This is a genomic window from Gryllotalpicola reticulitermitis (assembly GCF_042651345.1).
In the GTDB taxonomy this organism is placed as follows: Bacteria; Actinomycetota; Actinomycetes; order Actinomycetales; family Microbacteriaceae; genus Gryllotalpicola; species Gryllotalpicola reticulitermitis.
On the sequence record NZ_JBHSCN010000002.1, the window covers coordinates 410,643 to 435,489 of the forward strand.

The 24,847-nt window shown below is 68.3% G+C and carries 23 protein-coding genes; 14 read left to right on the forward strand and 9 right to left on the reverse strand.

What is annotated here, in order from left to right:
* Window positions 1–62 precede the first annotated feature (62 nt).
* The 8 genes from ACFOYW_RS02435 to ACFOYW_RS02470 all read right to left on the reverse strand — a co-directional run bounded on the left by ACFOYW_RS02435 (window position 63) and on the right by ACFOYW_RS02470 (window position 8,225).
* Complete coding sequence (locus tag ACFOYW_RS02435) at window positions 63–1,262, reverse strand: threonine synthase (RefSeq protein ID WP_390227020.1); 1,200 nt, start codon at window positions 1,260–1,262, stop codon at window positions 63–65.
* Between the two features lie 31 nt (window positions 1,263–1,293).
* Window positions 1,294–1,770 (reverse strand): GNAT family N-acetyltransferase, encoded by a 477-nt coding sequence (locus ACFOYW_RS02440; RefSeq protein ID WP_390227021.1) that lies wholly within the window; start codon window positions 1,768–1,770, stop codon window positions 1,294–1,296.
* A 4-nt stretch (window positions 1,771–1,774) separates the two neighbouring features.
* The gene (locus ACFOYW_RS02445; protein ID WP_390227022.1) at window positions 1,775–2,608 is read right to left on the reverse strand and encodes a M55 family metallopeptidase; all 834 of its coding nucleotides are present in this window, start codon (window positions 2,606–2,608) and stop codon (window positions 1,775–1,777) included.
* Window positions 2,605–3,618, reverse strand: coding sequence for an ABC transporter ATP-binding protein (locus ACFOYW_RS02450; RefSeq protein ID WP_390227023.1), 1,014 nt, complete (start codon window positions 3,616–3,618; stop codon window positions 2,605–2,607). Before ACFOYW_RS02450 ends, ACFOYW_RS02445 begins: the two co-directional genes overlap by 4 nt.
* Window positions 3,618–4,700 (reverse strand): ABC transporter ATP-binding protein, encoded by a 1,083-nt coding sequence (locus ACFOYW_RS02455; RefSeq protein WP_390227024.1) that lies wholly within the window; start codon window positions 4,698–4,700, stop codon window positions 3,618–3,620. Before ACFOYW_RS02455 ends, ACFOYW_RS02450 begins: the two co-directional genes overlap by 1 nt.
* Window position 4,701: 1 nt before the next feature.
* A complete protein-coding gene (locus tag ACFOYW_RS02460; protein ID WP_390227025.1) occupies window positions 4,702–5,610 on the reverse strand; it encodes an ABC transporter permease in 909 nt (302 codons plus the stop codon).
* 20 nt (window positions 5,611–5,630) lie between these two features.
* Entirely contained in the window at window positions 5,631–6,575 is a 945-nt protein-coding gene (locus ACFOYW_RS02465) for an ABC transporter permease (protein ID WP_390227026.1), read from the reverse strand.
* 81 nt (window positions 6,576–6,656) lie between these two features.
* Window positions 6,657–8,225, reverse strand: coding sequence for an ABC transporter substrate-binding protein (locus ACFOYW_RS02470; RefSeq protein ID WP_390227027.1), 1,569 nt, complete (start codon window positions 8,223–8,225; stop codon window positions 6,657–6,659).
* 195 nt (window positions 8,226–8,420) lie between these two features.
* On the opposite strand from ACFOYW_RS02470, the gene ACFOYW_RS02475 reads away from it, so the two are divergent.
* From ACFOYW_RS02475 to ACFOYW_RS02525, 11 genes are all read left to right on the forward strand, one after another.
* Window positions 8,421–9,644, forward strand: a complete 1,224-nt coding sequence (locus ACFOYW_RS02475) for an amidase (RefSeq protein ID WP_390227028.1) — start codon at window positions 8,421–8,423, stop codon at window positions 9,642–9,644.
* A 136-nt stretch (window positions 9,645–9,780) separates the two neighbouring features.
* On the forward strand, window positions 9,781–10,734 hold the full coding sequence (locus ACFOYW_RS02480) for an isoaspartyl peptidase/L-asparaginase family protein (RefSeq protein ID WP_390227029.1): 954 nt from the start codon (window positions 9,781–9,783) through the stop codon (window positions 10,732–10,734).
* A 64-nt stretch (window positions 10,735–10,798) separates the two neighbouring features.
* The gene (locus ACFOYW_RS02485) at window positions 10,799–11,707 is read left to right on the forward strand and encodes a MurR/RpiR family transcriptional regulator (RefSeq protein WP_390227030.1); all 909 of its coding nucleotides are present in this window, start codon (window positions 10,799–10,801) and stop codon (window positions 11,705–11,707) included.
* Window positions 11,708–11,714: 7 nt separating this feature from the next.
* Entirely contained in the window at window positions 11,715–12,413 is a 699-nt protein-coding gene (locus ACFOYW_RS02490) for an SDR family NAD(P)-dependent oxidoreductase (protein WP_390227031.1), read from the forward strand.
* 14 nt (window positions 12,414–12,427) lie between these two features.
* Window positions 12,428–14,173: a DUF885 domain-containing protein gene (locus tag ACFOYW_RS02495; RefSeq protein WP_390227032.1), complete on the forward strand. Its 1,746-nt coding sequence runs from the start codon at window positions 12,428–12,430 to the stop codon at window positions 14,171–14,173.
* Window positions 14,170–15,027 (forward strand): alpha/beta fold hydrolase, encoded by an 858-nt coding sequence (locus tag ACFOYW_RS02500; protein WP_390227033.1) that lies wholly within the window; start codon window positions 14,170–14,172, stop codon window positions 15,025–15,027. Before ACFOYW_RS02495 ends, ACFOYW_RS02500 begins: the two co-directional genes overlap by 4 nt.
* A 27-nt stretch (window positions 15,028–15,054) precedes the next feature.
* Window positions 15,055–16,020 (forward strand): ketopantoate reductase family protein, encoded by a 966-nt coding sequence (locus ACFOYW_RS02505; RefSeq protein ID WP_390227034.1) that lies wholly within the window; start codon window positions 15,055–15,057, stop codon window positions 16,018–16,020.
* Entirely contained in the window at window positions 16,020–17,264 is a 1,245-nt protein-coding gene (locus tag ACFOYW_RS02510) for a methylaspartate ammonia-lyase (RefSeq protein ID WP_390227035.1), read from the forward strand. The genes ACFOYW_RS02505 and ACFOYW_RS02510 overlap by 1 nt, the downstream gene beginning before the upstream one ends.
* A 32-nt stretch (window positions 17,265–17,296) precedes the next feature.
* Window positions 17,297–18,010, forward strand: a complete 714-nt coding sequence (locus ACFOYW_RS02515) for a creatininase family protein (RefSeq protein ID WP_390227036.1) — start codon at window positions 17,297–17,299, stop codon at window positions 18,008–18,010.
* Window positions 18,007–19,407: a M20/M25/M40 family metallo-hydrolase gene (locus ACFOYW_RS02520; RefSeq protein WP_390227038.1), complete on the forward strand. Its 1,401-nt coding sequence runs from the start codon at window positions 18,007–18,009 to the stop codon at window positions 19,405–19,407. The genes ACFOYW_RS02515 and ACFOYW_RS02520 overlap by 4 nt, the downstream gene beginning before the upstream one ends.
* Complete coding sequence (locus ACFOYW_RS02525; RefSeq protein ID WP_390227039.1) at window positions 19,404–20,591, forward strand: dipeptidase; 1,188 nt, start codon at window positions 19,404–19,406, stop codon at window positions 20,589–20,591. The genes ACFOYW_RS02520 and ACFOYW_RS02525 overlap by 4 nt, the downstream gene beginning before the upstream one ends.
* Before the next feature lie 25 nt (window positions 20,592–20,616).
* On the opposite strand, the gene ACFOYW_RS02530 is transcribed toward ACFOYW_RS02525, so the two are convergent.
* A complete protein-coding gene (locus tag ACFOYW_RS02530; RefSeq protein WP_390227040.1) occupies window positions 20,617–21,384 on the reverse strand; it encodes an SDR family oxidoreductase in 768 nt (255 codons plus the stop codon).
* A gap of 189 nt (window positions 21,385–21,573) precedes the next feature.
* Here ACFOYW_RS02530 and ACFOYW_RS02535 point away from each other — a divergent pair, with 189 nt between their 5' ends.
* From ACFOYW_RS02535 to ACFOYW_RS02545, 3 genes are read left to right on the forward strand one after another with little or no spacing between them, the layout of a single operon-like run.
* Window positions 21,574–22,653 carry a LacI family DNA-binding transcriptional regulator gene (locus ACFOYW_RS02535; RefSeq protein ID WP_390227041.1) on the forward strand — a complete coding sequence of 360 codons (1,080 nt, stop codon included), beginning with the start codon at window positions 21,574–21,576 and terminating at the stop codon, window positions 22,651–22,653.
* A gap of 5 nt (window positions 22,654–22,658) precedes the next feature.
* Window positions 22,659–24,014, forward strand: a complete 1,356-nt coding sequence (locus ACFOYW_RS02540; protein ID WP_390227042.1) for an MFS transporter — start codon at window positions 22,659–22,661, stop codon at window positions 24,012–24,014.
* Window positions 24,014–24,841, forward strand: coding sequence for an MBL fold metallo-hydrolase (locus ACFOYW_RS02545; RefSeq protein ID WP_390227043.1), 828 nt, complete (start codon window positions 24,014–24,016; stop codon window positions 24,839–24,841). The genes ACFOYW_RS02540 and ACFOYW_RS02545 overlap by 1 nt, the downstream gene beginning before the upstream one ends.
* Window positions 24,842–24,847 lie beyond the last annotated feature (6 nt).

Here is a 24,847-nt window from a genome sequence, read left to right on the forward strand (position 1 = left end):
TAGGGACATCGGTGCAGAGGGGCTCCCGGCCGCGCAGCCGGCATCCGTCCCTGGCGCGCGCGTCACTGCGCGGGCGTGCTCGCATACGGTGACTTGAGGCCCGCGCCGCACAGCGGAACCACGACATCGGCGCCCGTCAGGTGCGGCCGCGCGAGCGCCCACGTGCGCGTGTCGCTCTGCTCTCCGTCATGCGCCGCCTGGGCCGCGGCGAAGCAGGCCGCGGCCGTGGGCTCGACGAACAGGCCCTCGTCGGCGAGAGCCTGCCGGGCACGGCGCACGTGGTCGTCATCGACGGAGACGATGGTGCCGCCCGTCGCGCGCACGGCCGCGAGGATCTGCGCGCCGCGGGGCGGGGCCGAGATCGCGATCCCCTCCGCGATGGTGTCACCGGCGACGATCGCGGCGGGCTCGTCGGCTCCCGCGAGCTCGGCGGCTTCCAGCGGCGCACAGGCACTGGCCTGAACCGCGACGATCGTGGGCATCCGGCTCACGAGGCCCGCGCGGAGCAATTCGCTGAACGCGAGGTAGCAGCCGAGCACGAGCGTGCCGTTGCCGACCGGAAGAACGACCGTCTCGGGCAGTTGGAACCCGTTCTGCTCCCACAGCTCGTAGCCGTAGCTCTTCACGCCGTGGAAGAAGTACGGGTGATACACGTGACTCGCGTACATGACGCCGGGGCGGCCTGCGGCGTCGAGAGCCGCTGCCGACGTGTCCGCGCGCGTCCCCGGAACCAGCACGACCGTCGCGCCGTGAGCCCGCAGCTGTGCGAGCTTGCCGGACGACGTCGACTCCGGAACGAACACCGTGCACCCGACCCCGGCACGCGCGAAGTAGGCCGCGACCGCGGTGCCCGCGTTACCGCTGCTGTCGATCATGGCGTTCTCGACGCCGAGCCGGCGCGCCAGAGTCGCGAGCATCACGGCCCCGCGGTCCTTGAACGAGAGCGTCGGCATGAGGAAGTCGAGCTTCAGCCGCACCGCGGGGAGCGCAGCCGAGCGAATGAGCGGCGACATGCCCTCGCCGAGCGAGACCGCTGGGTCCGCATCGATCGGGAACGCCTCGCGGTAGCGCCACATCGTCGGGGCGCGCGAGCTGAGCGCGGCGACATCGATGCCGGTCTCGAACGGGGCGACATCGAGCAGCCCGCCGCACTCGCAGCGCCAGACCAGACTCCGCACCGGGTAGTGGGTGCCGCATGCCCGGCACTCGAGGCCCGGCAGAGTGTCCACGGCAGCCAGTCCGTCCGCTGTTCTCGAGCTCATTCGCGCTCGGCCCCCTTCCGGTTCTTCGCCGTCACAGCGAGCGTGTCATCCATACATATTGCGGAAATGCGTGATTGACGCCCGCGTCGACGAAGCCGGCCCGCTGATAGCTGCGAAGCGCAGGAACGTTCCCCGGCACGACGAGCAGGCCGGCAGACGTCGCCCCGATTCGGCGCGCCTCATCGAGAGCGCGATCGACGAGCTGCCCCGCCAGCCCTCTGCCACGCAATGCGGGAGCGATCGCGACCCGGGCGAGACGGATGCTGCCCGCTCCGGCCTCGACCAGCTCCACGTGGCCTGCCAACACGTCGGCGACGTCGCCGTCGCGGCCGACCAGCTGGGCCGAATAGGCGTGCACGCCGGGCTCACTCCTGCGCCGTTCCAGCTGAGCCGGCGTGAGGGGCCACGCGCCCGCGACGCCGGCGAACAGCTGCAGGGCCTCGTCGCTTGGGAACCAGGAGATGAGCTCGGCGTCGTCGGAGGCGACGAAGGGACGCAGGGCGAGCATTCCGTCAGCGGCCGCCAACTTGCCTCGTGATGTAGGTGACGGCCACGAAGGAACGATAGATCGCGAGCAGATCGGATCCGACGATGGCCACGCTGCGCTGCCCGGAGCGCTCGACCCCGGCGACCCAGGTGGCGATCTCGGCCATGTCCGCCGTCTGGAAGTCGATGTCGACGGTTGCCGGCGCGGCGATGCGCGGCGCGGCGAGCGAACCGGCAGCCACGCTCGCGACGGCATCCGCGGCCGCCGCCCGGATCAGTCGACGCGAAACCGTCGGGTGCAGGTTCTCAGCGGCGAACCTGCTCACGCTCGTCTTCGTCTGCACGCTGACCACGTCTGGAGCGATGCCCTCGAGCTCGGCGGCGGTGACCTGGTCGCCGCTCACGAAGGCGATCGGAACGCCGTAGTGCGCGCCGACCAGCGCGTTGATGCCGCTCTCGCCCACGTACTGCCCGTTCACCCGCACCCCGCTGAACACCTCGGGGTTGTAGGTGTGCGAGAGCACTGATGGCGGCCCGGAGATCGACCCGTGGTACCCGATCAGGAACTGCGCGTCGAAGCTCGCGTCCAGCCCCTGCATCATGTACATCGGCTTGTGGCCGCCGGAGATGTAGCTCGCCTCACCGTGGATGGCCTCCGGATCGAGGTTGAACATCTTGCCGTGCGAGTCGTTGATCACGATTTCAGCCTCGCCCGCGTCGAGGATGCCGTCGATGGCGGCGTTGACCTCGCCGAGCATCAGGCGGCAGCCCTGTTCATAAGCGGCGCCGCCGATGCGGCCCTGAGACCAGTCGACCGTTCCGGCGATGCCCTCGAGGTCGACTGAGATGAAGATCTTCATACAAGTTCCTCCGCGTAATGACAGGCCGAAAGATGGTCCTCGAACTCGCCGCCGGCCGTTGGGGTGGCACTGACCAGCCTGAGCGCCGGGTCCTCGGCCCGACACCGATCCTGTACGAGCGGGCAGCGCGACTGGAAGCGGCACCCGACGGGCAGGTTGATCGGGCTCGGCGGGTCGCCCTGAATGGCGGGCTCGCGCTCGATGGTGCGGTGCATGCGCGGGATCGACGCGATGAGGGCCCGGGTGTACGGATGCTTGGGATTGTCGAAGATCTCATCGACATCGGCGACCTCGACGATCCGCCCGAGGTACATGACGGCGACACGTTGACACAACGAGCGCACCACCGAGAGGTTGTGCCCGATGAACAGGACCGACAGGCCGAGCTCTCGCTGCAGCTCGCTGATCAGGTTGAGGACGGTCGCCTGCACGGACACGTCAAGTGCCGAGACCGGCTCGTCCGCGACGAGAATGTCGGGTCGCACGGCGAGCGCTCGCGCGATCGCGAGCCGCTGGCGCTGGCCGCCCGAGAACTGCCCGGGATACGCATCGAGCACCTCCTCGTCAAGACCGACCAGGTTCACGAGCCGCACGAGCTCCGCGTCGATCTCGGACGGCGGAACGATCCGGTGCACACGCAAGAGTTCGCCGATGGCGCGCCGGACCGTCATTCGTGGGTTGAGCGAGGAGTACGGGTCCTGGAACACCATCTGGATCCGCCGCCGGTGGGAGATACTGCGCTCCGCACCGATGTGCTCGCCCTCGAAGTGCACCTGGCCCGCGGCCGGCGCGAGGCGTCCGACGAGCACGTTCGCGAACGTCGACTTGCCGGAACCGGACTCGCCGACCAGGGCGAGGCTCTCACCCCGGCGAAGAGAGAGGGAGACGCCGTCGAGTGCGTGCAACGCGGAATCCGATCGCCTCGCCCCGCCGAAGATGCGCGCGAAACCCTTCGACTGATTGAACAGCACCGCGATGTCGCGCGCCTCAAGCATGATCTCTTCTGGCATCACTCGCTCCTTCCAGCGATCGCGCCGTTCGTCGCGGCGGCGGAGAGCAGTGCCTCGCCGGCATTCCGCGGATGCAGGCAGGCAACAGTGCGGTCCGGCTCGAGCTCGGCGAGCTCGAGCCTTCCGACTCGGCAGTCGTCCTGGGCGAACGCGCACCGCGGTGCGAACACGCAGCCGCTGCCGCGGTTCGCGACGTTGGGCGGGAAGCCGGGAATCGACACGAGCTCGCGATCGGGCCGGTCGAAGTCGGGAGCGGATTCGATCAGCCCGAGCGTGTACGGGTGATGCGGCTTCGGGAACACCTCATTCACCGCGCCCTTCTCGACGATCCGACCGGAGTACATCACCCCGACCCGGCTGCAGGTCTGCGCGACGACCGCGAGATCGTGCGTGACGAAGACGAGGGAGGTTCCCGTGTCGTCGCAGAGGTCGGCGAGCAGGGTGAGCACTTGGTCCTGGACCGTCACGTCGAGCGCTGTTGTCGGCTCGTCGCAGAGCAGAACCTTCGGCGAGCACGACAGCGCGAGCGCGATCATGATGCGCTGGCGCAGGCCGCCGGAGAGCTCGTGGGGGAACGCCTTGGCGCGTCTCGCCGGGTCGGGGATGCCGGTGCGCCGCATCATCTCGACAGCCAGCTTCCTCGCGTCCTTGGCCGACAGCCCGAGGTGCTGCCTCGGCCCCTCGGCGATCTGATCGCCCACCTGCATGGTGGGATTGAGGGCGGTCAGCGGCTCCTGGAAGATCATCGCGATCTCCGGGCCCATGAGTGCACGTCGACTCGACGCGGAGAGCTCGAGCAGATCTCTTCCTCCGTACAGGATGCTGCCCGAGAGCACCTCGACGCCCGACGGCAGCAGGCCGGCGATGGCGCGCAGCGTCATCGACTTGCCGGAGCCGGACTCGCCGACGAGCCCGTAGCGCTCGCCGAGGTCCACGGAGAACGACACATCGTCGACGAGCTTGACGACGGCCGACTTGCGCCTCATGCCGATGTCGAGATTGCGAACCTCGAGCACCGGCCGATCGGCCGTGAGGATGGTGCCGGTGTCGGTCGCGGTCTGGGTGTGCGGCTGCGTTGCCATGTCATCGTCTCCGTTCGGGTGCGAGCAGCTCGGCGAGGCCGTCTCCCGTGAGCGACAGGCCCAAGCCGGTGAAGACGACCGCGATGCCCGGCACGGTCGAGAGCCACCATTCCGATGTGATGAACTCCTGACCGTCGACGATCATGCTGCCCCAGTCGGGCGTCGGCGGCTGAATGCCGAGGCCGAGGTAGCCGAGGGTCACGATCGCGAGGATGTCGAGCACGATGTCCGACATGGCGTAGACGATCGCCTGCGAGATGACGTTGCGGATGATGTGACCGCCGATGATCCGCCCGTGCGAGAGGCCGCCGAGCCGCGCAGCGACCACGTAGTCCTGCTGACGTGCGACGAGCACCTCGCCGCGCACGATCTTGCAGTACGACACCCACGAGACCGTCGCGATGGCGAGATAGATCGCCCGCTCGCCGGTGCCCAGCACGTAGACGAGCGCGATGACCAGCACATAGAAGGGGAACGCGAAGAACACGTCCACGACGCGCATGACGATCGCGTCGACGATGCCGCCGAAGTAGCCCGCGATGGCCCCGACGACGGTGCCGAAGACGAAGGGGATGAGCACGGCGAGGAATCCGACCCGGAGGTCGACGCGCGTGCCCCAGATCAACCGCGAGAGGACGTCCCGCCCGAGGTTGTCGGTTCCGAGCCAGTGTTGCGCGCTCGGCGGCTGGAGGATGTGGGTCAGGTCCTGCTTGAGCGGGTCGTGCGGCGCGATCCACGGCGCGAACACCGCCACGAGCACGAGGAACAGCACGATCGAGAGGCCCACGACGAGCGGCGTGATCTTGTACCAGGGCCGCAGCGATCGGGAGCGCGACCTGACGACCGAGAAGCGCCGTCGCGGGAGGTCGGGTGCGCTCATGCGCACATCAGCTGCTGTGGATTCAGTCATCCGTTTTCTGTCCAGATTCTCTATGCGAGCTTGACCCGCGGGTCGAGCAGTGCGTAGACGACGTCGGTCAAAATGCCGACCACCACGACCATGAGCGCGATCACGAGGGTGATGCCCTGCACCGTCGGGAAGTCTCGGTTGAAGATCGCGGTCACCATGTAGTTGCCGAGGCCGGGCAGGGCGAACACCTTCTCGACCACGATCGTTCCGCCGAGCAGGTAGCCGACATTGACGCCGAGGACGGTCACCGTCGGCACCGCGGCATTGCGCAGCACGTGACGGCTGAACAGGTGGAACGGCGACGTGCCCTTGGAGCGCGCGGTCCCGACGTAGTCGGAGCCGAGCACGGAGATCATCGCCGAACGCAGGCTGCGGATCACGATCGGCGACATCGAGATCGCGACGGTGAGCGCCGGCAGAAAGAGATAGCCGAGGTTCGCCACGAAGTCGCTGCCGTAGCCGCCGATCGGGAAGATCTTGAGCCGTACGCCCAGGATCAGGATCAGCATGATGCCGACCCAGAACTGCGGCATTCCGAGGCCGACGAGCGGCCCGACCCTCACGAACTGATCCCGCGCGCGCCCCGGCGCAGACGCCGCCACCGCGGCCAGCGGCACGCTGATGATGACGGTGAGGACGATGGCGTAGACGACGAGGTACAGGGTGGCCGGGAACCCGACGCGCACGAGCTGGGACACCGGCTGGTGATAGAAGAGGCTCTGACCGAGATTGCCCCGGACGAGGTTCCCGATGAAGTCGCCGTACTGGACCCAGATCGGCGCGTTCAGACCGTACTCCTTGTCGACTGCGGCGATCGCCGCAGGCGTCGCGTGCTCACCGAGCATCGCGATCGCGGGGCTCCCCGGCAGGAAACGCACCAGGAAGAAGACGACGAGCGTCACCCCGAACACCACGGGGATCGCCTGGACGATGCGCAGCGGGATGAATCTGAGTCGTTGTAGCACTGAAGTTGCTCCTGTCGATCAGGCGGCGAGGCGGCCGAGCAGGGTGGGCGGCGCCGTCGGAGGCGCCGCCCACCCGTGCCGCTACTTGCTGAGCGAGACGTCCTGCAACGGGTAGTTGCCGAGCGGTGTCACGTAGAAGCCGTGGACCTTGCTCGATGTCGGGTAGGCATACGGCACGTAGAACATCCACGCCATCGGCGCGTCCGCAGCGACCTGGTCCTGCAGCTTCGTGTAGATCGTCTGACGAGCGGACGACGTGGTGGTCTGCTCCCCCTGCTGGGCCAGGGCGATCACCGACGGGTTGTTGTAGTACGTGAACGCGGAGTGTGCTCCACCAGTGGGGTTGACGGCGAACGTCACCCACTCGTCCGGGTCGGGGATGTCCATCGTCCAGATGGAGATCGCCATCTCGTACTGTCCGGCCTGCACCTGAGCGTGCAATGTCGTCGGGTCGATCTGCTGGATCTTCACCGTGATGCCGATCTTCTGCAGCTCGCTCTGCACGATCTGCCCGATCGTGGCCTCCTCGCTGTTGCCGGACTGGATGCCGAAGTTCACGGTGAAGCCGTTCGGCACGGACGACTCCGCCATGTCCTTCTTGGCGGCTGCGAGGTCGTACTGGATCCCCGGGGTCTTGGCGTCGTAGTACGGCACACCCGGCATCAGCAGCGAGTTCGCCGGCGTGCCGTGCCCGAACAGCGCGGCCGAGACGAGCGACTTGCGGTCGATCGCCGCCGAGATCGCCTGACGAACGTGCACGTCGTTGAACGGCGCCTTCTGCTCGTTGAACCCGATGTAGTCGATCTCGGTCGACGGGAACGAGGTCGCGTCGATTCCCGGCATCCCCTTCAGGCTGTTCATCGTGGCCCAGGTCGGCAGTGCGTCGATGTCCGCCTGGCCGCCCTGGAGCTGAAGCTTGCGCGTGTTGTCGTCAGGAACGACGTTCCAGGTGACCGAGTCGAGCTTGGGAAGGCCAGGCTGCCAGTAGTCGGTGTTCTTCACGACCTTGAGCGAGCGGCCCTTGTTCCAGAAGTCCCACTTGAACGGGCCGGTGCCGATCGGATGCGTGTAGAACTCGCTCGCCGACTGGCCCGCGTAGTTGTAGGGGACGATGCTGTTGCTGAACAGCGAGAGGTCGGCGATGAGCGGCGACCACGCGTGCTTCAGCTGGATGACCACCGTGTCGGGGTCGGGCGTCGAGATGCTGCTGATCGCGCCGTTGATGTAGCCCCAGCCCGTGTTGCCCGTCGCGGTGTCGGCGTCCAGCGAGAACTTGACGTCCTTCGACGTCATGGGCTGGCCGTTGGAGAACTTCACGTTCTTGCGCAGCGAGATCGTGTAGGTCTTCTTGTCCGACGAGATGGTATATCCCGTGGCGAGGTCGGGCTGAGTGCCCTTGCCGTCCTTCGTCACCGTGAACAGCGGCTGCATGATCTGTTCCATGATGTAGAGCGACGTGTTGTCGAAGGTCGTCGTCGGGTTCATCGACACCGCGTCCTGCGCGTCATCGATGATGAGATTTCCGCCGGCCGGTGCCGAGGTCGACTTCGAGGTCGAGGCCGCGCCTCCGCCCGAACAGCCGGTGATGACGAGCGCCGTCGCGACGGCCACGGCAGCGACGCTGCCGATGCGCCTGGTCTTGGTGTTCATTGATTGTCTCGTTTCCTTGGGGTTCGGAAAAAAGCTCTGAGGTATCCGTTGGCGGATAAGTCCAACATGCGAATGCGTCAGTTTTGTTACAGATGACGTCACTTGCTCGAAATAATCATTTTCGTTACATTCGCCATCACGGCCGCCGCAACGCCGACTTCCCGAAGCAGGCCGGCCACGCGAGAGGAGAGAACGATGAGCGACCCGCAATCGATTCGCGAGGCAATCTCGACGCGAGGACGGCCGCTCAATGCGGTCGTGACAGTGCTGCCCGCGCCGGACCATGAACCGGCCGGCCCGCTCGCCGGACTGCCCGTGGCCGTGAAGGACATGATCGACATCGCGGGTCAGCCGCGTGGCAACGGCAACCCCGAAGACATGGCCGGCCCACCCGCCCAGGCGGACGCGCCGATCATCTCTCGCCTGCGGGAGCTCGGCGCCGACATCGCCGCGACGACGGCGCTGCTCGAGTACGCGGCCGGCGCGCAGCATCCGTTGCTCCCCGAGGCGCGCAACCCGGTGGCACCCCACCTCACGGCGGGCGGATCAAGCGGCGGCTCAGCGGCGCTCGTCGGCACCGGCGCGGTCCCGGCAGCGCTCGGCACCGACACGGGCGGCTCGATTCGCCTGCCTGCGCACTACTGCGGTGTCGTCGGGTTCAAGCCGTCGTTCGGCCTGTTGCCCGTAGCCGGCGTGCAGCCGCTGTCGCCATCGCTCGACCACGTCGGGTTCCTCACGAGCGATGTGGCCACCGCGATCCGCCTCTTCACGGCTCTGACGGGAACCGCCGTCCCGCTCGCTGACGGCGGCCTGCGCTTCGGTGTGCTGAGCAGCCAGCTCGGCGACGCACGGCTCGAGCCCGGCATCCGAGCATCCGTCGAGGCCGCGATCGCGCGACTCGCGCACCGCGCCGACGTGATCGACGTGGGTGGCGCCCCGCTCGACCTGCTGAACGAGCCACTCGGCCCGATCATCCGGTACGAGTCATGGCAGGTGCACGGCGAGACGATGACGGCGCACCCGGATCATTTCGGGGCGACGACGGCACGGATGCTTCGGGCCGCGGCCGGCGTGACGCGCGAGGACTATGCCGACGCACTCGAGCGTCGCACCACGCTTCTCGGTCCGGCAGCCGCCCTGTTGCGCGACGTGGACGTTCTCGTGGGGCCGGCAGCACCGTACGCGGCACCCGAGATCTCGCCGCCGGTCGACACTCCCGAGGGCGAGATCGAGGGGATCTTCAGCGGGCCGTACAACGCGACAGGCCAGCCCGCGATCGTCATTCCGTGCGGTCTCACGACCGACGGACTGCCCGTCGGGCTGCAACTCGCCGCCCCGCGCGGCGAGGACGCCAGGCTGCTCGCGGCAGCACTCTTCGCCGAGGAGGCGCTGAGCGTCGGCGGCAACGTCATTGTGTGACGTTCGTAACATAGACGAAAAACAGCGCAATTAGTGTAATAAACACTACGCACCCCGCTGGGTCGTTCCAGCCCACGCCGACGGCACCGGTCCCCCGATCGCGTCGTCGACCTCACCGCCACTACGGAGGTCCCCAATGTCCCGTGACGAAGAAGCCATCGCAGCCCCCCGCCCCCTGCGGCTGTGGGAGGTGGCGCCGAAGAACGGCTACGCACTCGCGCTGCACGGAGGGGCCGGCGGCCGGATCGAAGAACTCTCGCAGGAGAGCCGCACCGCTTTCGAGGCAGGCCTTCGAGCGGCGCACCACGCGGGCACGGCCGTGCTGAGCTCGGGCGGCAGCGCCGTCGACGCCGTCTGCGCCGCCGTCGAGCAGCTCGAGAACGACCCCCTGTTCAACGCCGGGCGCGGCGCGGCGCTCACCACCGACGGCTGCGTGGAGCACGACGCGGCCGTGATGGACGGCGAGCGCGGCCTCGCCGGTGCGATCGCGGCCTCACGGTTCGCGAAGAACCCCGTGTTCCTCGCGCGCGAGGTGATGGAGCGCAGCAAGCACCTCTTCCTGGTCCGGCCCAGCGCGGAACTCGCGACGGCCTGGGGCGTCGAGACCGCGCCCCAGGACTACTTCATCACCGAGGCTCGCGTCGAACAGCTGGCGCGCATCCGCGCTCAGAGCGGCGACGGCCCGAGACACGGGACGGTCGGGGCGGTCGCACGCGACGCGCGCGGCAACGTCGCCGCGGCCACCTCGACCGGAGGCATGGCGAATCAGACGGACGGCCGCGTCGGAGACTCGCCCGTGATCGGTGCCGGCACCTACGCGCGCAACGAGATCGTCGCCATCTCGTGCACCGGTGAGGGCGAGGCATTCATCCGCGGCGTCGTGGCCTATGACATCGCCGCTCGCATGCGCTACCTCGGCTCAGGACTCCCCGACGCCGTGACGCAGACGGTCGAGACCGAGCTGACCGCACGCGGGGCGAGCGGCGGTCTTGTCGCCGTCGATGCGGAAGGCCGCGTCACCGTGGCCCACAACTCACCCACGATGTTCGCCGCGTTCGACGGCGACGACGGACTCGTTCTCTTGACGTAGGCCACGATGAAACCGCGGGCCGAGGCTGCCCGCACAGGCCTCGAACAGGAAGTAGGCGAGTTACATGCCGGTGAACGACGAGATCTTCGAGCGGATGGGCGAACTGGCGCCAGCGGAGAAGAAGGTGGCGCGTACCTTGCTCGCGAGCTACCCCAGTGCGGGGCTGCAGAGCGCCGCCGCTCTCGCGAAGGCGGCCGGCACGAGCACGCCTACGGTGCTGCGCCTCGTCGCGCGCCTCGGCATCAACAGCTACCCCGAGTTCCAGCGACTGCTGCGTGAGGAGATCACGCATCACATGAACAGTCCGGTGAGTCGCACCCAGCACAGCACGGTGAAGCACACCGAGTCCGGCGTGCTTCAGGACGCAGTGACCAACAAGCTGCCCCTGATCCACGAGCTTCCCACGAGCGTCCCGCCGAGCGAGTTCGATCACGCGGTGCAACTGCTGGCCGCCGGACCACGCCAGGTGACCATCTCGGGCGGCTACTTCACCCGCTACATGGCGATGCTGCTCAGCAGCCAGCTCGACCAGGTCATCCCCAACGTCGAATACGTGCAAGAGCTGTTCGGCCACGACGTCAGCAAGTACCTGCGGCTCGGCTCGGGCAGCGTTGCGATCATCCTCGACTTCCGTCGCTACGAGCTGGCCGCGAAGCAGACAGCGGAACTCGCGAAGTCTCGCGGGGCGACCGTCATCGTCATCACCGACCAGGGCCTCTCGCCGGCATCCGAAAGCGCGGACATCGTGCTGCCCGTCACGGTCGACGGCGTGCCGTTCGACTCGGTGGTGGCGCTGCTCGTGCTCATCGAGGCGCTCGTCGAGGCCGTGATGCTCGCGAGCGGCGAACGCGGAATCGCGCGGATGAAGCAGTGGGAGGACTCGGTGCAGATCGCCCGCGCCTACCGCTCGCCCGCCGCGATGAGTGTCGACCTCACCACAACCCCAGAACGTCAACGCCACGAAGAGGAATGAGGAAATCATGGCAGAGCTCACCGGCATGGTCGCGGTCGTGACCGGAACCGCGCAGGGCATCGGTCGCGCCATCGCAGATCGGCTTGAGGCCGAGGGCGCGACTGTCCACCGGGTCGACAAGGACACCGTCGATCTGAGCGATGCCGCCGCGGTCGAGGACTACTTCGCCGGCATCGGCGACGTGGACATCCTGGTCAATGACGCGGGTGGCGTCGTCGGCCAGACGCACACACCGATCGACGAACTCACTGATGACGCATGGGATGCCGTCATCTCCGCCAACGTCACCACCGCCAAGAACTGCACGCGTGCCGCCGCGCGCAGCATGAAGAAGCGCGGGTACGGGCGCATCGTCAACATCTCCTCCGGCGCCGGGCGCAGTGTGAGCCTCACCGGAATCCAGGCGTACACGACGGCCAAGGCGGCGCAGATCGGCTTCACCCGCCAGATGGCTCACGAGCTCGGTCCGCACGGCATCACGGTCAACTGCATCTGCCCCGGCTTCGTGCTCTCGAACCCGACGAGCCAGGCGCAGTGGGACAGCTACGGCGAAGAGGGACAGCGAGCGTTGCTCGAGCGCATCGCGACGCGCAAGACCGGCAAGCCCGAGGACATCGCACGCGGCGTCGAGTTCTTCGTCTCGCCCGCCGCCGACTGGGTCAGCGGACAGACCATCTCCATCGACGGCGGACACTCGCTGTTCTGAACGCGGACCCGACGATGACTGACACCACCATCACAGCATCCGATCGCCTGGCCGCGCTCGGCGAGAAGTACTTCGCCACCCAGCACAGCTACGACCCGTACAACGCCACGCTGCTCGGGCTCAGCGAGTTCGACGACCTGCCCGGGGACCCGAGCCTCGAGGCATCCCAGACCGCCGCAGCCCGACTCTCCGGCATCGAGGCGGAGGTCGCCGCGATCGATCCCGGCGAGCTCGACCGCGCCGGCGTCGTCGATCGCAGCGTGCTCGCCGCGCTCGTGCACGGGGCGCAGCAGGATGCGGAGCACTCGCTGTGGGCCGCGAACGCCTCCGCCAAGAGCTACGTGAGCCGGCAGGGCCTCATCTTCCAGGCCGTTCCCGCGATGAGCGCGTCACCCGGCGATCCCGCAGAGCGCTACCTCAGCCGTCTCTCGGGTGTCGCACGCACGCTGACGGCCGTCGGCGACCGCTACGCCGTCGAGGCGGGGCGCGGCGCTGTGCCCACGGCGCTCGGCGTGGAGCACTCGATCCAGCAGCTCGAGGGCTACCTCGCCTACGAGCTCGACCGCGACGTGCTGCTCACGCCGGCGCGGACGAGCGGAGACGACAGGACCCGTGATCGGGCGCGCACCATCGTCGCCGACGAGATCCGCCCGGCGATGGCGGCTCTGGCCACGCGGCTGCACAGCGAATTCCTGCCGATCGCGCGCCCCAACGACCGCGTCGGAGTGTGCCATCTGCCGGGTGGTGAGGCCGGCTACCTCGCCGCCGTCGCGCGGCACACCACGACTGCTCTCACACCAGCCGAGGTGCACGAGATCGGGCTCGAGGTGCTTGACGAGATGCAGGCCGAGTGGTCGACGATCGGACGCGGCGCGCTCGGCGAGGGCGAATTCACCGTCATCGCGGAGCGGATGCGCGCGGACCCGGCGCTGCGCTTCGAGACGACCGATCAGATCGTCTCCGTCGCGCAGGCCGCGCTCGACCGGGCCGAGGCGGTGCGGGACCGCTACTTCCCGGCGTTCGACATTCCGGCCTGCTCCATCGAGGTGATCAACCCCGTCGAAGCGTCGAACACCGCGATGGCGTACTACCGGCCCCCTGCGGTCGACGGAAGCCGGCCCGGCGCGCACTGCCTGCTCGCCACCGATCCCACGTCGCGGTATCGCTACGAGTACGAGGCGCTCGCGTTCCACGAATCCGTACCCGGTCACCACCTGCAGCTGTCCAGTGCCCAGCTGCTCGACATTCCCCGCTATCGCCGCCACCTGGACGTCGAGGCGTGCAGCTTCAACGAGGGCTGGGGCCTGTACTCCGAGCAGTTCGCCGACGAGATCGGGCTGTACAGCAGCGATGTCGCCCGGCTCGGCATGCTGTCCTTCCGCGCTCTGCGCGCCTGCCGCCTCGTCGTCGACACCGGGATCCACCACTTCGGCTGGTCCCGCGAGCGCGCGATCGAGTTCATGTGGGAGCACACGGCGACGACGCGGGAGCACGTGACGAACGAGGTCGACCGCTACATCGCGTGGCCGGGTCAGGCGCTCGCATACATGATCGGCCGTCGCGAGATCCTGCGTCTGCGCGAAGAGTCCAAGGCGGCACTCGGTACCGCATTCTCGATCGCGGACTTCCACGGCGCGGTGCTCGGCAGCGGAGCGGTACCGCTCGGGGTGCTGACCGAAAACATCGCCGCGTGGCGGCGCGACGCCGGAGATCCGGCCGGCGCCTCCGCACGCGGCACGAACAGGACAGAGGACGAATGATGGATGTCACGATCAACGGCTGCCGCCTGAACGTCGAGGTCTTCGGGCCGGAAGACGGCCCGGTGCTGATCGCTCACCACGGTGGCGGCGGCATCGGCTCGCTCGCCGAGCCGAAGTCGACCTTCGGGACACTCGCCGACCGCTTCCGGGTCATCGTCTTCGACTCCCGCGGCTGCGGCTTGAGCGAAGGCATCCCGCCCTACTCGCACGCGCAATGGGCTGCCGACGTCGACGAACTGCGCAAATGGGCCGGGGCCGAGAAGGTCGTCGTCGCCGGCGGCTCCTACGGCGGCTTCATCGCACTCGAGTACGCCGTGCGGTACCCCGAGCACGTCTCGGCCGTACTGCTGCGTGACACCTCGGCCGACGGGACGAATCTCGAGCTCGCGTTCGAGAACGCCAGGAACCAGGATCGCGTCGAGATCAACTGGGAGCACTTCGACCGGTACTGGTCGGGCAACGTGCGCAGCGACGCCGAGCTCAAGGCGCTGTGGGCCGAGCTCATTCCGCTCTACGACTACGAGTACGACGAGGCGAAGTCGACCGCGGCCGTCGAAGCCGGCATCTATCGGCACGAGTCGCACAACGCCTGCTTCCAGGAGAACTTCCCGACGTACGACGTCAAGCCGCTCCTGCCGGGCCTGACCGTCCCGGTTCTCGTCACCGTCGGCCGCGGTGACTGGGTCACGCCCGTCAGCGCCTCCGAGACCATCGCCGCGCTCGTTCCGGACTCCGAGCTCGTCATCTTCGAGAAGTCCGGCCACTCCCCGCAGGTCGAGGAGCGCGAGAAGTTCCAGCAGGTCATCCGCGACTTCCTCGACCGCACAGTGCCGGCCGGCGCTGCAGTCGACTGAACACGGTCCACATCCAAGGAGAATCACGTGAAGCTCACCATCATCGGCGCCGGCGCGATCGGCGGCACGATCGGCGCCCGCATGTTCCGCGACGGGCACGACATCACCCTGTGCGACGCCGACCCCGACTACGTCGCCGCGATCCAGCGCGACGGCCTGCACATCGAGGGCCCGGTCGAGGAGTTCACCGTGCGCGTGCCGGCGATCACTCCCGACCAGCTGCCCGACCGCATCGAGCGCGCGCTCGTCGCAGTCAAGAGCCTGCACTCGGCATCCGCTGCCGAACTGCTGCGCGATCGTCTCGCTCCCGACGGCTACGTGCTCACCGTTCAGAACGGCCTCACGGCGGGCGCCCTCATCGACGCCGTCGGCGCCGAGCGCGTCATCTCCGCCTTCGTCAACTTCGGCGCGGACGTCATGGGCCCCGGCCGGGTGATGCAGGGCAACGTCGGCACCTTCCGGGTCGGCGAACTCGCCGGCGGTGCGATCACCGAGCGGGTCCGCGAGATCGCCGACGCGCTGCCCTATGCCGAGCCCACCGACAACGTGCTCGGGTACCTGTGGGGCAAAGAGGCCTACGGCGCGATGATGTGGGCCGGCGCCGTGTCCGACCTGCCGATCGCCGAGACCCTCGAGCGCCCCCGATACCGCCCGGTGATGATCGCGATCGCCGAAGAGGTGCTCGCTCAGGCCCCCGTCGCGGTCGAGAGCTTCGACGGCTTCGTGCCGGACGACCTCGAGGGCTCGCTCGACCGGCTCGCCCTGTTCAACCGCAAGAGCGCGAAGAGCCACAGCGGCATCTATCGCGACCTGATGGTCCGCAAGCGCAAGACCGAGGTCGACGAGGTCCACAAGGACTTCCAGGGCCCGATCTTCGACCGCGTGGTCGAGATGATCCACGACATCGAACAGGGCCGGCGCACCTGCGAGGTCGCGAACCTCGACGAGCTCGCCGACTTCGTCGCCGCTCTGCAGACGCCGCGAACCGTCTGATGCGCGTCGACGACGTGCTCGCCGTGCCGGGTCGCACCGGCTTCTTCACGGACGACCAGGCCGCGATCCGCGCGGGGGCCGCCCACGACGGCTTCGGGTACCTCGGCGCGCCGCTGACGCCGGGCTTCACCGGCATCCGTCAGCCCGGCGAGGCCCTGTCCGTGATGCTCCTGCTCGACGACGGAACCGTGGTGCACGGCGATTGCGCGGCCGTGCAGTACAGCGGCGCGGGCGGCCGCGACCCCGTCTTCTCGGCTGCCGACGCGGCGGTCGCGGTGGCGGAGTACGTCGCGCCCCGATTGCGTGGCCGCGAGCTGAGCGGATTCCGTGAGGAGGCGGCACTCATCGAGGCGATCGAGACTCCGACGGGGGCGCTCCACACGGCCGTGCGCTACGGCGTCAGCCAGGCGCTGCTCGGCGCCGTGGCCCACGCGCACCGACTCACCATGGCCGAGCTCGTGCGCGACGAGTACGGCACGGGGGTCGAGTTGCGTGCCGTGCCGCTCTACGCGCAGACCGGCGATGACCGATACCTGAACGCCGAGAAGATGATCGCGAAGCGCGTCGATGTGCTTCCTCACGCCCTGATCAACACGCCCGAGAAGCTGGGCGAGCGCGGCGAGGCACTCGCGGAATACCTCGCGTGGCTCGTGGGTCGCATCGGTCAGCTCAGGCCGGATGAGAGCTACCGCCCGCGCATTCACGTCGACACCTACGGCACGGTGGGGCTCGCCTTCGGAGGTGACATCGACGCGGTCGCCGAGTATCTCGACGGGCTGGGGCGGCTGTGCGCGCCCTACGAGCTGACGGTCGAGCATCCGATCGATGCGGGCGCCCGCGACGCTCAGATCACGCTCTATGTGCAGTTGCGTGCGGCGCTGCGGTCCCGCGGCGCCACCGTGAAGATCGCCGTCGACGAGTGGTGCAACACCCTCGACGACATCCGTCTGTTCGTCGAGGCCGGCGCGGCCGACGTGATCCACGTCAAGACGCCCGATCTCGGCGGCGTGAACAACACCATCGAGGCCCTGCTGCTGGCCAGGGAAGCCGGCCTCGAGGCCTATTGCGGCGGCACCTGCAACGAGACGGACCGCTCCGCGCAGATCTCCGCACACATCGCCATGGCCTGCGCCGCAAGCCAGGTGCTCGCCAAGCCCGGCATGGGCGTCGACGAGGGCTTGATGATCGTCGGCAACGAGATGGCGCGCACCGCGGCGCTCGCCGGTGCACGGCAGCGGCTCTAGATCACGCGGCTGTAAAGAAGGGGAATGAGAGCATGAGAATCCAAGACCGCAACTGGATGCAGATCGAGGAGTATCTGACCCACGACGATCGGATCGTCCTGCCGGTCGGTTCGACAGAACAGCATGGTCACCTCTCACTGGCGACGGATGCCCTGCTCGCCGGCAAGGTGGCGGTCGAGGCCGCCGAGCCGCTCGGCATTCCGGTGCTGCCGACCCTGCCGTTCGGCATGGCGCCGTATTTCACCGAGTACCCGGGCAGCATGAGCCTGCGCATCACGACCTACATCGAGGTGATCCGCGACCTGCTGGACGTCATGGTCGGGCAGGGCTTCCGGCGCATCGCACTCATCAACGGTCACGGCGGCAATGCTCCCGTGACCGGGCTGATCAGGGAGTGGCTGAGCACCCAGCGCACACCGGGCGTCGAGGTGCTCTTCCACAGCTGGTACAACGCACCGCGCACCGCCGCGGCCGCCGGCGTCTTCTCGGACGTGCAGCTGCACGGCGCCTGGGTCGAGAACTTCCCGTGGACGCGGGTCGAGGGCGCCGAGATCCCCGGCGGTAGCATCCCGCCCCTGCCGCGCACGCTGACCGCCGTGCTCTCGAGCAGCGAGATGCGCAAGGCGTCACCCGACGGCAGTCACGGCGGTGACTACGGCCGATCGGATGAGGACATGCAGACGGTCTGGGACGCGGGCGTGCTCGAGGTGCGCGAGCTGCTCGAGAACGGCTGGTCGAAGCGATGAGCCGCTCGCTGAACTTCCCGGATTCCACGAGCCTCCTGCCCGAGCTCGGCGAGTACGTCGCGATCCCGAGCATCAGCCGCAGTGCGGCTGCCGAGACGATGCGCGAGGCCGCCGAGTGGGTCGCCGCGCAGCTCGCGTTCGCGAATGGGCGCGTGACCGAAACGGATGGCTTCCCCGTGGTGCGCGGTGAATGGCTCGGCGCGCCGGGCTCGCCGACGATCCTCGTCTACGGGCATTACGACGTGCAGCCGACCGGCAGTCGCGAGGAGTGGACGAGCGACCCGTTCGAGCTCGTCATCGACGGCGATGTGGTCCGTGGCCGTGGGGTGACGGACGACAAGGGGCCGGTGTTCATCGTGCTCAAGCTCGCCCAGGCGTTCATCGCGCAGGAGGGCGGTCTGCCGCTCAACGTGAAGTTCTTGATCGAGGGCGAAGAGGAGATCGGCAGCCCGCATCTGTCCGCCTATGTGCGGTCGCATGCCGACGAGCTGGGCGCCGACCTCGTCATCTCCGCCGACGGCGCGCAGTGGCGCCCCGGCGAGCCGTCGCTCTCGGTGGCATCGAAGGGACTCGTGAGCCTCGATATCGCGGTGACCGGAGCATCCGTGGACCTGCACTCGGGCCGCTTCGGCGGCACGGTCGCGAACCCGGTGCACGCGCTCGCCACGATCCTCGCGAGTCTGCACGATGAGACCGGCCGGGTCGCGGTGCGCGGCTTCTACGCCGGAGTCCCCGAGCTCAGCGACGACCGCCGGGCGGAGATCGCCGCCGTCCCGTTCGACGACGACGATTACCGCGTCGCGCTCGGGGTGCCGCAACTGTTCGGGGAGGCGGGCTTCAGCACACTCGAGCGGCTCTGGGAGCGCCCGACTCTCGAGATCACGGGGGTCTCCAGCGGCGGCAAGTACTCTGTCATCCCCCACACCGCGGTCGCGCACCTGTCCTGCCGCCTGGTCGGCACGCAGGACCCCACCCACGTGCTCGCCGCGATCGGCGCGCACGTCCACGGCCTCGCGATCGACGGTGTCACCGTGCACATCGACTACGACACGGCGCGGGTTCCGGCGTACCGCATCGACCCCGAGCACCCCGCCATCGCGGCGGCCGCGGAGGCGCTCGGCGTCGTATACCCGGGCGAGGACGTTCTGCTCGCCGTGATCGCGGGGACGCTCCCCGCCACCACGTTGTTCGAGGAGGTGCTCGGGGCCAAGACCATGTTCTTCTCGTTCTCCACGTCCGATGAGAATCTGCACGCGCCGAACGAGTTCCTGCGCATTCGCCGAATCGGCGAGGGACTGCGGGCGTGGGAGGCGCTGTGGCGGCTGCTCGCCGATGGTGAGCATTCACTGTCGGGGGCCGCTGTGCACGCTGCGAGCGCGGGAGGAAGCGCGCAATGACGACACCGTACCGGTCCTACGACTATCTGAACGGCGACCTGGGTCTGCCGCGCGACCCACTGACCCCGGAGTTCGATCGGGTCGCGCCGTTCGACGGCGGGTTCTCGGCGGCCGAGACCGAGCGCGCGGAGCGGTTGCTCCAGGCGCTCATCACGATCAGCCTGCACGACCACCCGGTGCTGTTCCCCGCGGACATGGCCAACACGCCCGCGTACAACCGCACCGGCCGTCAGCACACCGCCTTCGCCGGGTTGCGCCGATCGGGGCTCACCGTCGTGTTCGACAACATGATGGACGGCACCGCGATGGTGACCGGCAACACCCCGTGGCAGTGGGATGACGTCATCGTCGACCTCGGCATGCGCCAGGCGGACATCGCCCACCAGGACCACGTGGTGATCATCCGTCGTGTCGCGGACATCGAGGCCGCCCACGCGGCCGGGCGGGTCGGACTGGTCCTCGGCCTTGAGGCCGCGACGCCGATCGGCAACGATCTCGACCGCCTCGACGTGCTCTACGGCCTTGGCATCCGTCAGATCGGCATCGCGTACTCCGACTCCAACGGCCTCGGAGCCGGCCTCAACGAGCCCACCGACTTCGGGCTCACGAAGTTCGGCCGCGCTGCGGTGCGTCGCATGAATCAGCTCGGCCTCGCCATCGACGTCTCGCACTCGTCCGACCGCACGGGCATCGAAGCGGCCGAGGCGTCGAACGCGCCGATCTTCATGACGCACGCGGGAGCGCGGGCGCTGTGGGACATCCCGCGCCTCAAGTCCGACGACGCCCTGCGCGCCGTCGCGGCCTCCGGCGGCGTGATCGGAATCTCCGCCGCGCCGCACACGACCATCTCGCGCGACCACCCCGAGCACAGCATCGCGTCCGTCATGGACCACTTCCGCTACTGCCTCGACCTCGTCGGCATCGACCACGTGGCGTTCGGGCCCGACACGCTCTACGGCGATCACGTCGGGCTGCACACGGCTTTCTCGGCACTGCTCGCCTCGGCGGCCACCACTACGCGGCCGCACCCACGTGTCGCGTACGTCGACGGGCTCGAGAACCCCAGCGAGAACTTCCACAACATCGCCGCGTGGCTCGTGCACGAGGGCTTCTCGGACGAGGAGATCGGAAAGGTTCTCGGGGCCAACGTTCTGCGAGCGCTCGGGAGCATCTGGTCGCGCTAGCCCTCGGGCGGCGCGGTGACGCGGCTCAGCCGAAGTACTGTGCGCCGTTGATGTCGATCACCGCGCCGCTGATGAACGAGGCGTCGGGCTGAGCCAGCCACGCCGCGGCTGAAGCGACGTCGGCCGGGACTCCAGCGCGGCCGACCGGAATCGTCGCGATCGTCGCCGCCTTCGATTCGGGCGTGGTGAACGTGTCGTGGAACGGCGTGGCCTCGATGAAGCCCGGCGCGAGCGCGTTGACGGTGATGCCACGCGGCGCGACCTCTTTCGCGAGCCCGCGGGTGAACCCGAAGATCGCCGCCTTCGATGCCGCATAGGCGGTGGCGCCGGCGTGCCCGCCATTGCGCCCGGCGAGCGAGGCGACGTTGATGATGCGCCCTGCGCCGTCACGCATCGTGGGAAGCAGGTGGTGCGTGACGAGGAAGAGGCTGTCGAGGTTGACGGCGAGCACGCGCCGCCACAGCGCGTAGTCCATGTCGCTGATCGTCGCGCGCTGCACCAGGCCCCCGACGTTGTTCACGAGGATGTCCACACCGCCGAAGGCATCGCTCAGTCGCGCCGGAAGCTCCGCGACCTGAGACTCGTCCGTCGCATCGACCGAGATGGCGATCGGTTCGGCCCCGGACAGCTCGCGGAGCCGCCCGAGCAATTCCGCATCGGGCTCGTGTGTGCGATAGGTGACGGCGACACGCGCGCCCCGGGCCGCCAGCTCAACGGCGATTCCCGCGCCGATTCCGATGGCGCCCCCGGTGACGAGTGCGGTACGGCCGCCAAGAGACGTGTTCGAGGTCATAGAACGTGGTCCTTCCAATGGTGCTCGGTCCGGCGCAGTCACGCCGGGAGTGAACCGATGCACCGGTTCATCGTAGCGCCGGATTCACAAGCATCCGGCGATTTGCACGATCGGCGTTACCATGCTTAGTGTATCGATACACCACGAGCCTTGGCTCGATCAATGGCGCTCGAAGCAAGGAGGTAGGTCATGCCGGCAACCACGGGCGGCCGCTCGACGATCGAAGACGTCGCGCGACTCGCGCGCGTCTCCCGCACCACGGTTTCCAACTTTCTGAATGGCCGCGACGCGCGGATGAACGACGAGACGCGGCTGCGCATCAGGTCCGCCATGGACGCGCTGAGCTACGTCCCGCTCGCCTCCGCGCGACAGCTGCGCACCGGCCACGCAGAGATCATCGGGGTCATCGTGCCCTCGGTCGCGAACCCGTTCTGGGGGGAATTCGTGCGCGCGGCCGAAGAAGGTGCGCTCGCCGCCGGCTTCGGCGTGCTCGTCGGGAGCAGCGAGCGCCTCGCTGAGCGCGAACGCACGCACGCAGAGGCGATGTACCGCCAGGGCATCCGCGCCGTCATCTTCGGATCGTCGCCGCTCTCCATCGGCCACATCGTTCCTCTCGCCGAGCGCGGACTCTCCGTCGTCGCATTCGACCGCGAGTTCCATGGCGGCGACATTCCGAACATCGAGTGGGCCACGGTCGACAACCGACTCGGCGCCCGGCTTGCGACCGGGCACCTGCTGGAGCTCGGCCATCGTCGGATCGGATTCCTCTCCGGCCCGATCCGCACCGCGAGCCGACGGGACCGCCTCGACGGATACCGCGATGCTCTCGGCGCGGCCGGCCTGAGCTTCGACGGATCGCTCGTCTGGGAAGGAAGCCAGAGCAGCGCGTTCGGCGACGACGAGGGTGCCGCCCTCGGCGCCCTCGGGGCGCGCCAGCTCGCGGAACTACCCGAGCCGCCGACCGCGCTCGTATGCATCAACGACATGTATGCGATCGGCGCAATGACGGGGCTCGAGCACGCCGGGCTCTCCGTTCCCGACGACGTGTCAGTCATCGGCTTCGACGACATCCCCCTCGCGTCCTACACGCGCCCGGCACTCACTACGATCCGGCAACCGGTCGCCGCCATGGCGCGCGCCGCCGTGGACGTGCTCATCCGTCGCCTGCGCGCCGAGCCGCCCCCCACCGATTTCCGCCACGTCTACGAGCCCGAACTCGTAGTACGTGCTTCCACCTCCCCCACGCATCCGCATCAAGAACTGGAGTAGCCCGCATGAGCATCTCGCTCAGCGCCGAGCGCAGCGCAATCCGCAAAGCCGCATACCGGATCATCCCGATGATCCTGATCCTCAACTTCATCTGCTACCTCGACCGCGTCAACATCGGTTTCGCGTCGCTCACGATGAACGAATCCATCGGCCTCAATGCGGCCGCCTATGGCTTCGGCTCCGGCATTTTCTTCATCGCGTACTTCATCTTCGAGGTGCCGAGCAATCTGCTGCTCCACCGCCTCGGAGCACGGGTCTGGATCGCCCGGATCATGATCACCTGGGGCATCATCTCGTCGCTGACGTTCCTCGCGCACGGGCCGGTCAGCTTCTACATCTTCCGATTCCTGCTGGGCGTCGCCGAGGCCGGATTCTTCCCCGGCATCATCCTGTACTTGACGTACTGGTTCCCGAAGCGACAGCGCGCGCTCGCCATCTCGGCCTTCATGGCCGCGTCTCCTCTGTCGAGCGTGATCGGGGCGCCGCTCTCGACGTTCGTCATCTCGCACTCGACCGGATTCTTGGGCCTCGCCGGCTGGCAGACGATGTTCCTCATCGAAGGCATCCCCGCGATCATCGTCGGAATCCTGACGATCATCTTCCTGCCGAGCCGCCCCAAGGACGTGCGCTGGCTGAGCGTCGACGAAAAGTCCTCACTCGACGCGCGGCTGTCGGCCGAAGCCGCCGAGGCGGTCGTCGGCTCGAAGGTCTCGGTGCGCCGAGCGCTTCTCGACGGCCGCGTCATCGCCCTCGCGCTCATCCACTTCGGGCTGCAGTTCGGCCCGTACACCCTGAGCTTCTTCCTGCCGCAGATCATCAAGACCACCGGCTCGGCGCTCAGCGTGCAGGCGGTCGGCTGGATCACGGCCGTACCGTATCTCTTCACGACGGTCCTCATGCTGATCTGGGCGCGCCATTCCGACCGCACCCGCGAACGGGTCTGGCACATCGCCGGCCCGATGATCATCGGCGCGGTCGTTACCGCCCTCGCCGTCCACCTCGGGAACTTCTGGCTCGAGATCGCGGCCGTGACCGTCACCTCGATCGTGTCGTACGCCGCCCTCCCCGTGTTCTGGCAGTTCCCCGCCACCCTGCTGGGCGGAACGGCCGCCGCGGCCGGCATCGGCCTCGTCAACTCGGTCGGGAACCTCGCGGGTTTCGTGGCGCCGTACCTCACCGGTGAGCTCGTGACCGCGAACCACGGCAGCTACAGCGTCTCGATGTACGTGCTCGGCGCGATCATGCTCGCGGCCGCCCTCGGCATCCTGCTGCTCGGCCGTCGTTTCGGCCCGCTGCTGTCCAGGCCCGAGCCGCCGCTTTCGGAACTGGCCGAAGACGCGACGATTCAGGCGGCGTCGTGATGGCCTCCCCAGTGCAACAGCATCCGACCGTCACCACGCTGCTCGCCGGCAGCCGCATGGAGACCGACCGCGGCAGCGTCGCCTTCTGCGCCGTGACTCTCATCACCGGCCGCGATCGGACCGGGGCGCTCCGTCGCATCGTCGTCGACGTGGGTCACACCGGCCGACGCCGACCGCTCGAAGCCGCGCTCGCACGCGAGGGCCTGACTCCCGGTGACATCGACACTGTGCTGTGCACGCACGCGCATTGGGATCACACCGGCAACCTCAATGTGTTCCGCAGCTCCGAGATCATGCTGAGCGAAGCAGAGCGGACCTACATCAGGGACCCGCATCCGAACGACTGGCCAAGCCCCGACTGGATCAACGGCGTGTTCGACGGCTACCGCGATCGCCTCACGCTCGTCCGCCCCGGCGGTGAAGTGCTGCCCGGCGTCACCCTGATCGACGCCGCGGGCCACTCGGCGGGCAGCGTGGCCGTCGCCGTCGAGACCGCCGACGGCACCATCGTCGTCGCGGGCGACGCGATCCAGAACACCCAGGTCGCGGCGTCCGGTCGCAACGCGCTCGTGCTCTGGGACACCGAGCTCGCCGAGCGCTCGATCGCCCGCATCCGCGACGCAGCCGACCTCGTCCGGCCCGGCCACGACCTGCCCTTCGAGATGGACGCTGCCGGCGACTTCCGCTACACCGAGCCGTTCGAACTGACGCTCACCGGCCTCGACGGGACAGAGCCGGGTCTCGCCTTCTCGAATCCCGCAGCCGGGAGCCAGCTTGTCATGCCCGGCATCGAGACGCAGCGCCCCCGCTTCCCGGGACTGGCGTAGCCCAGT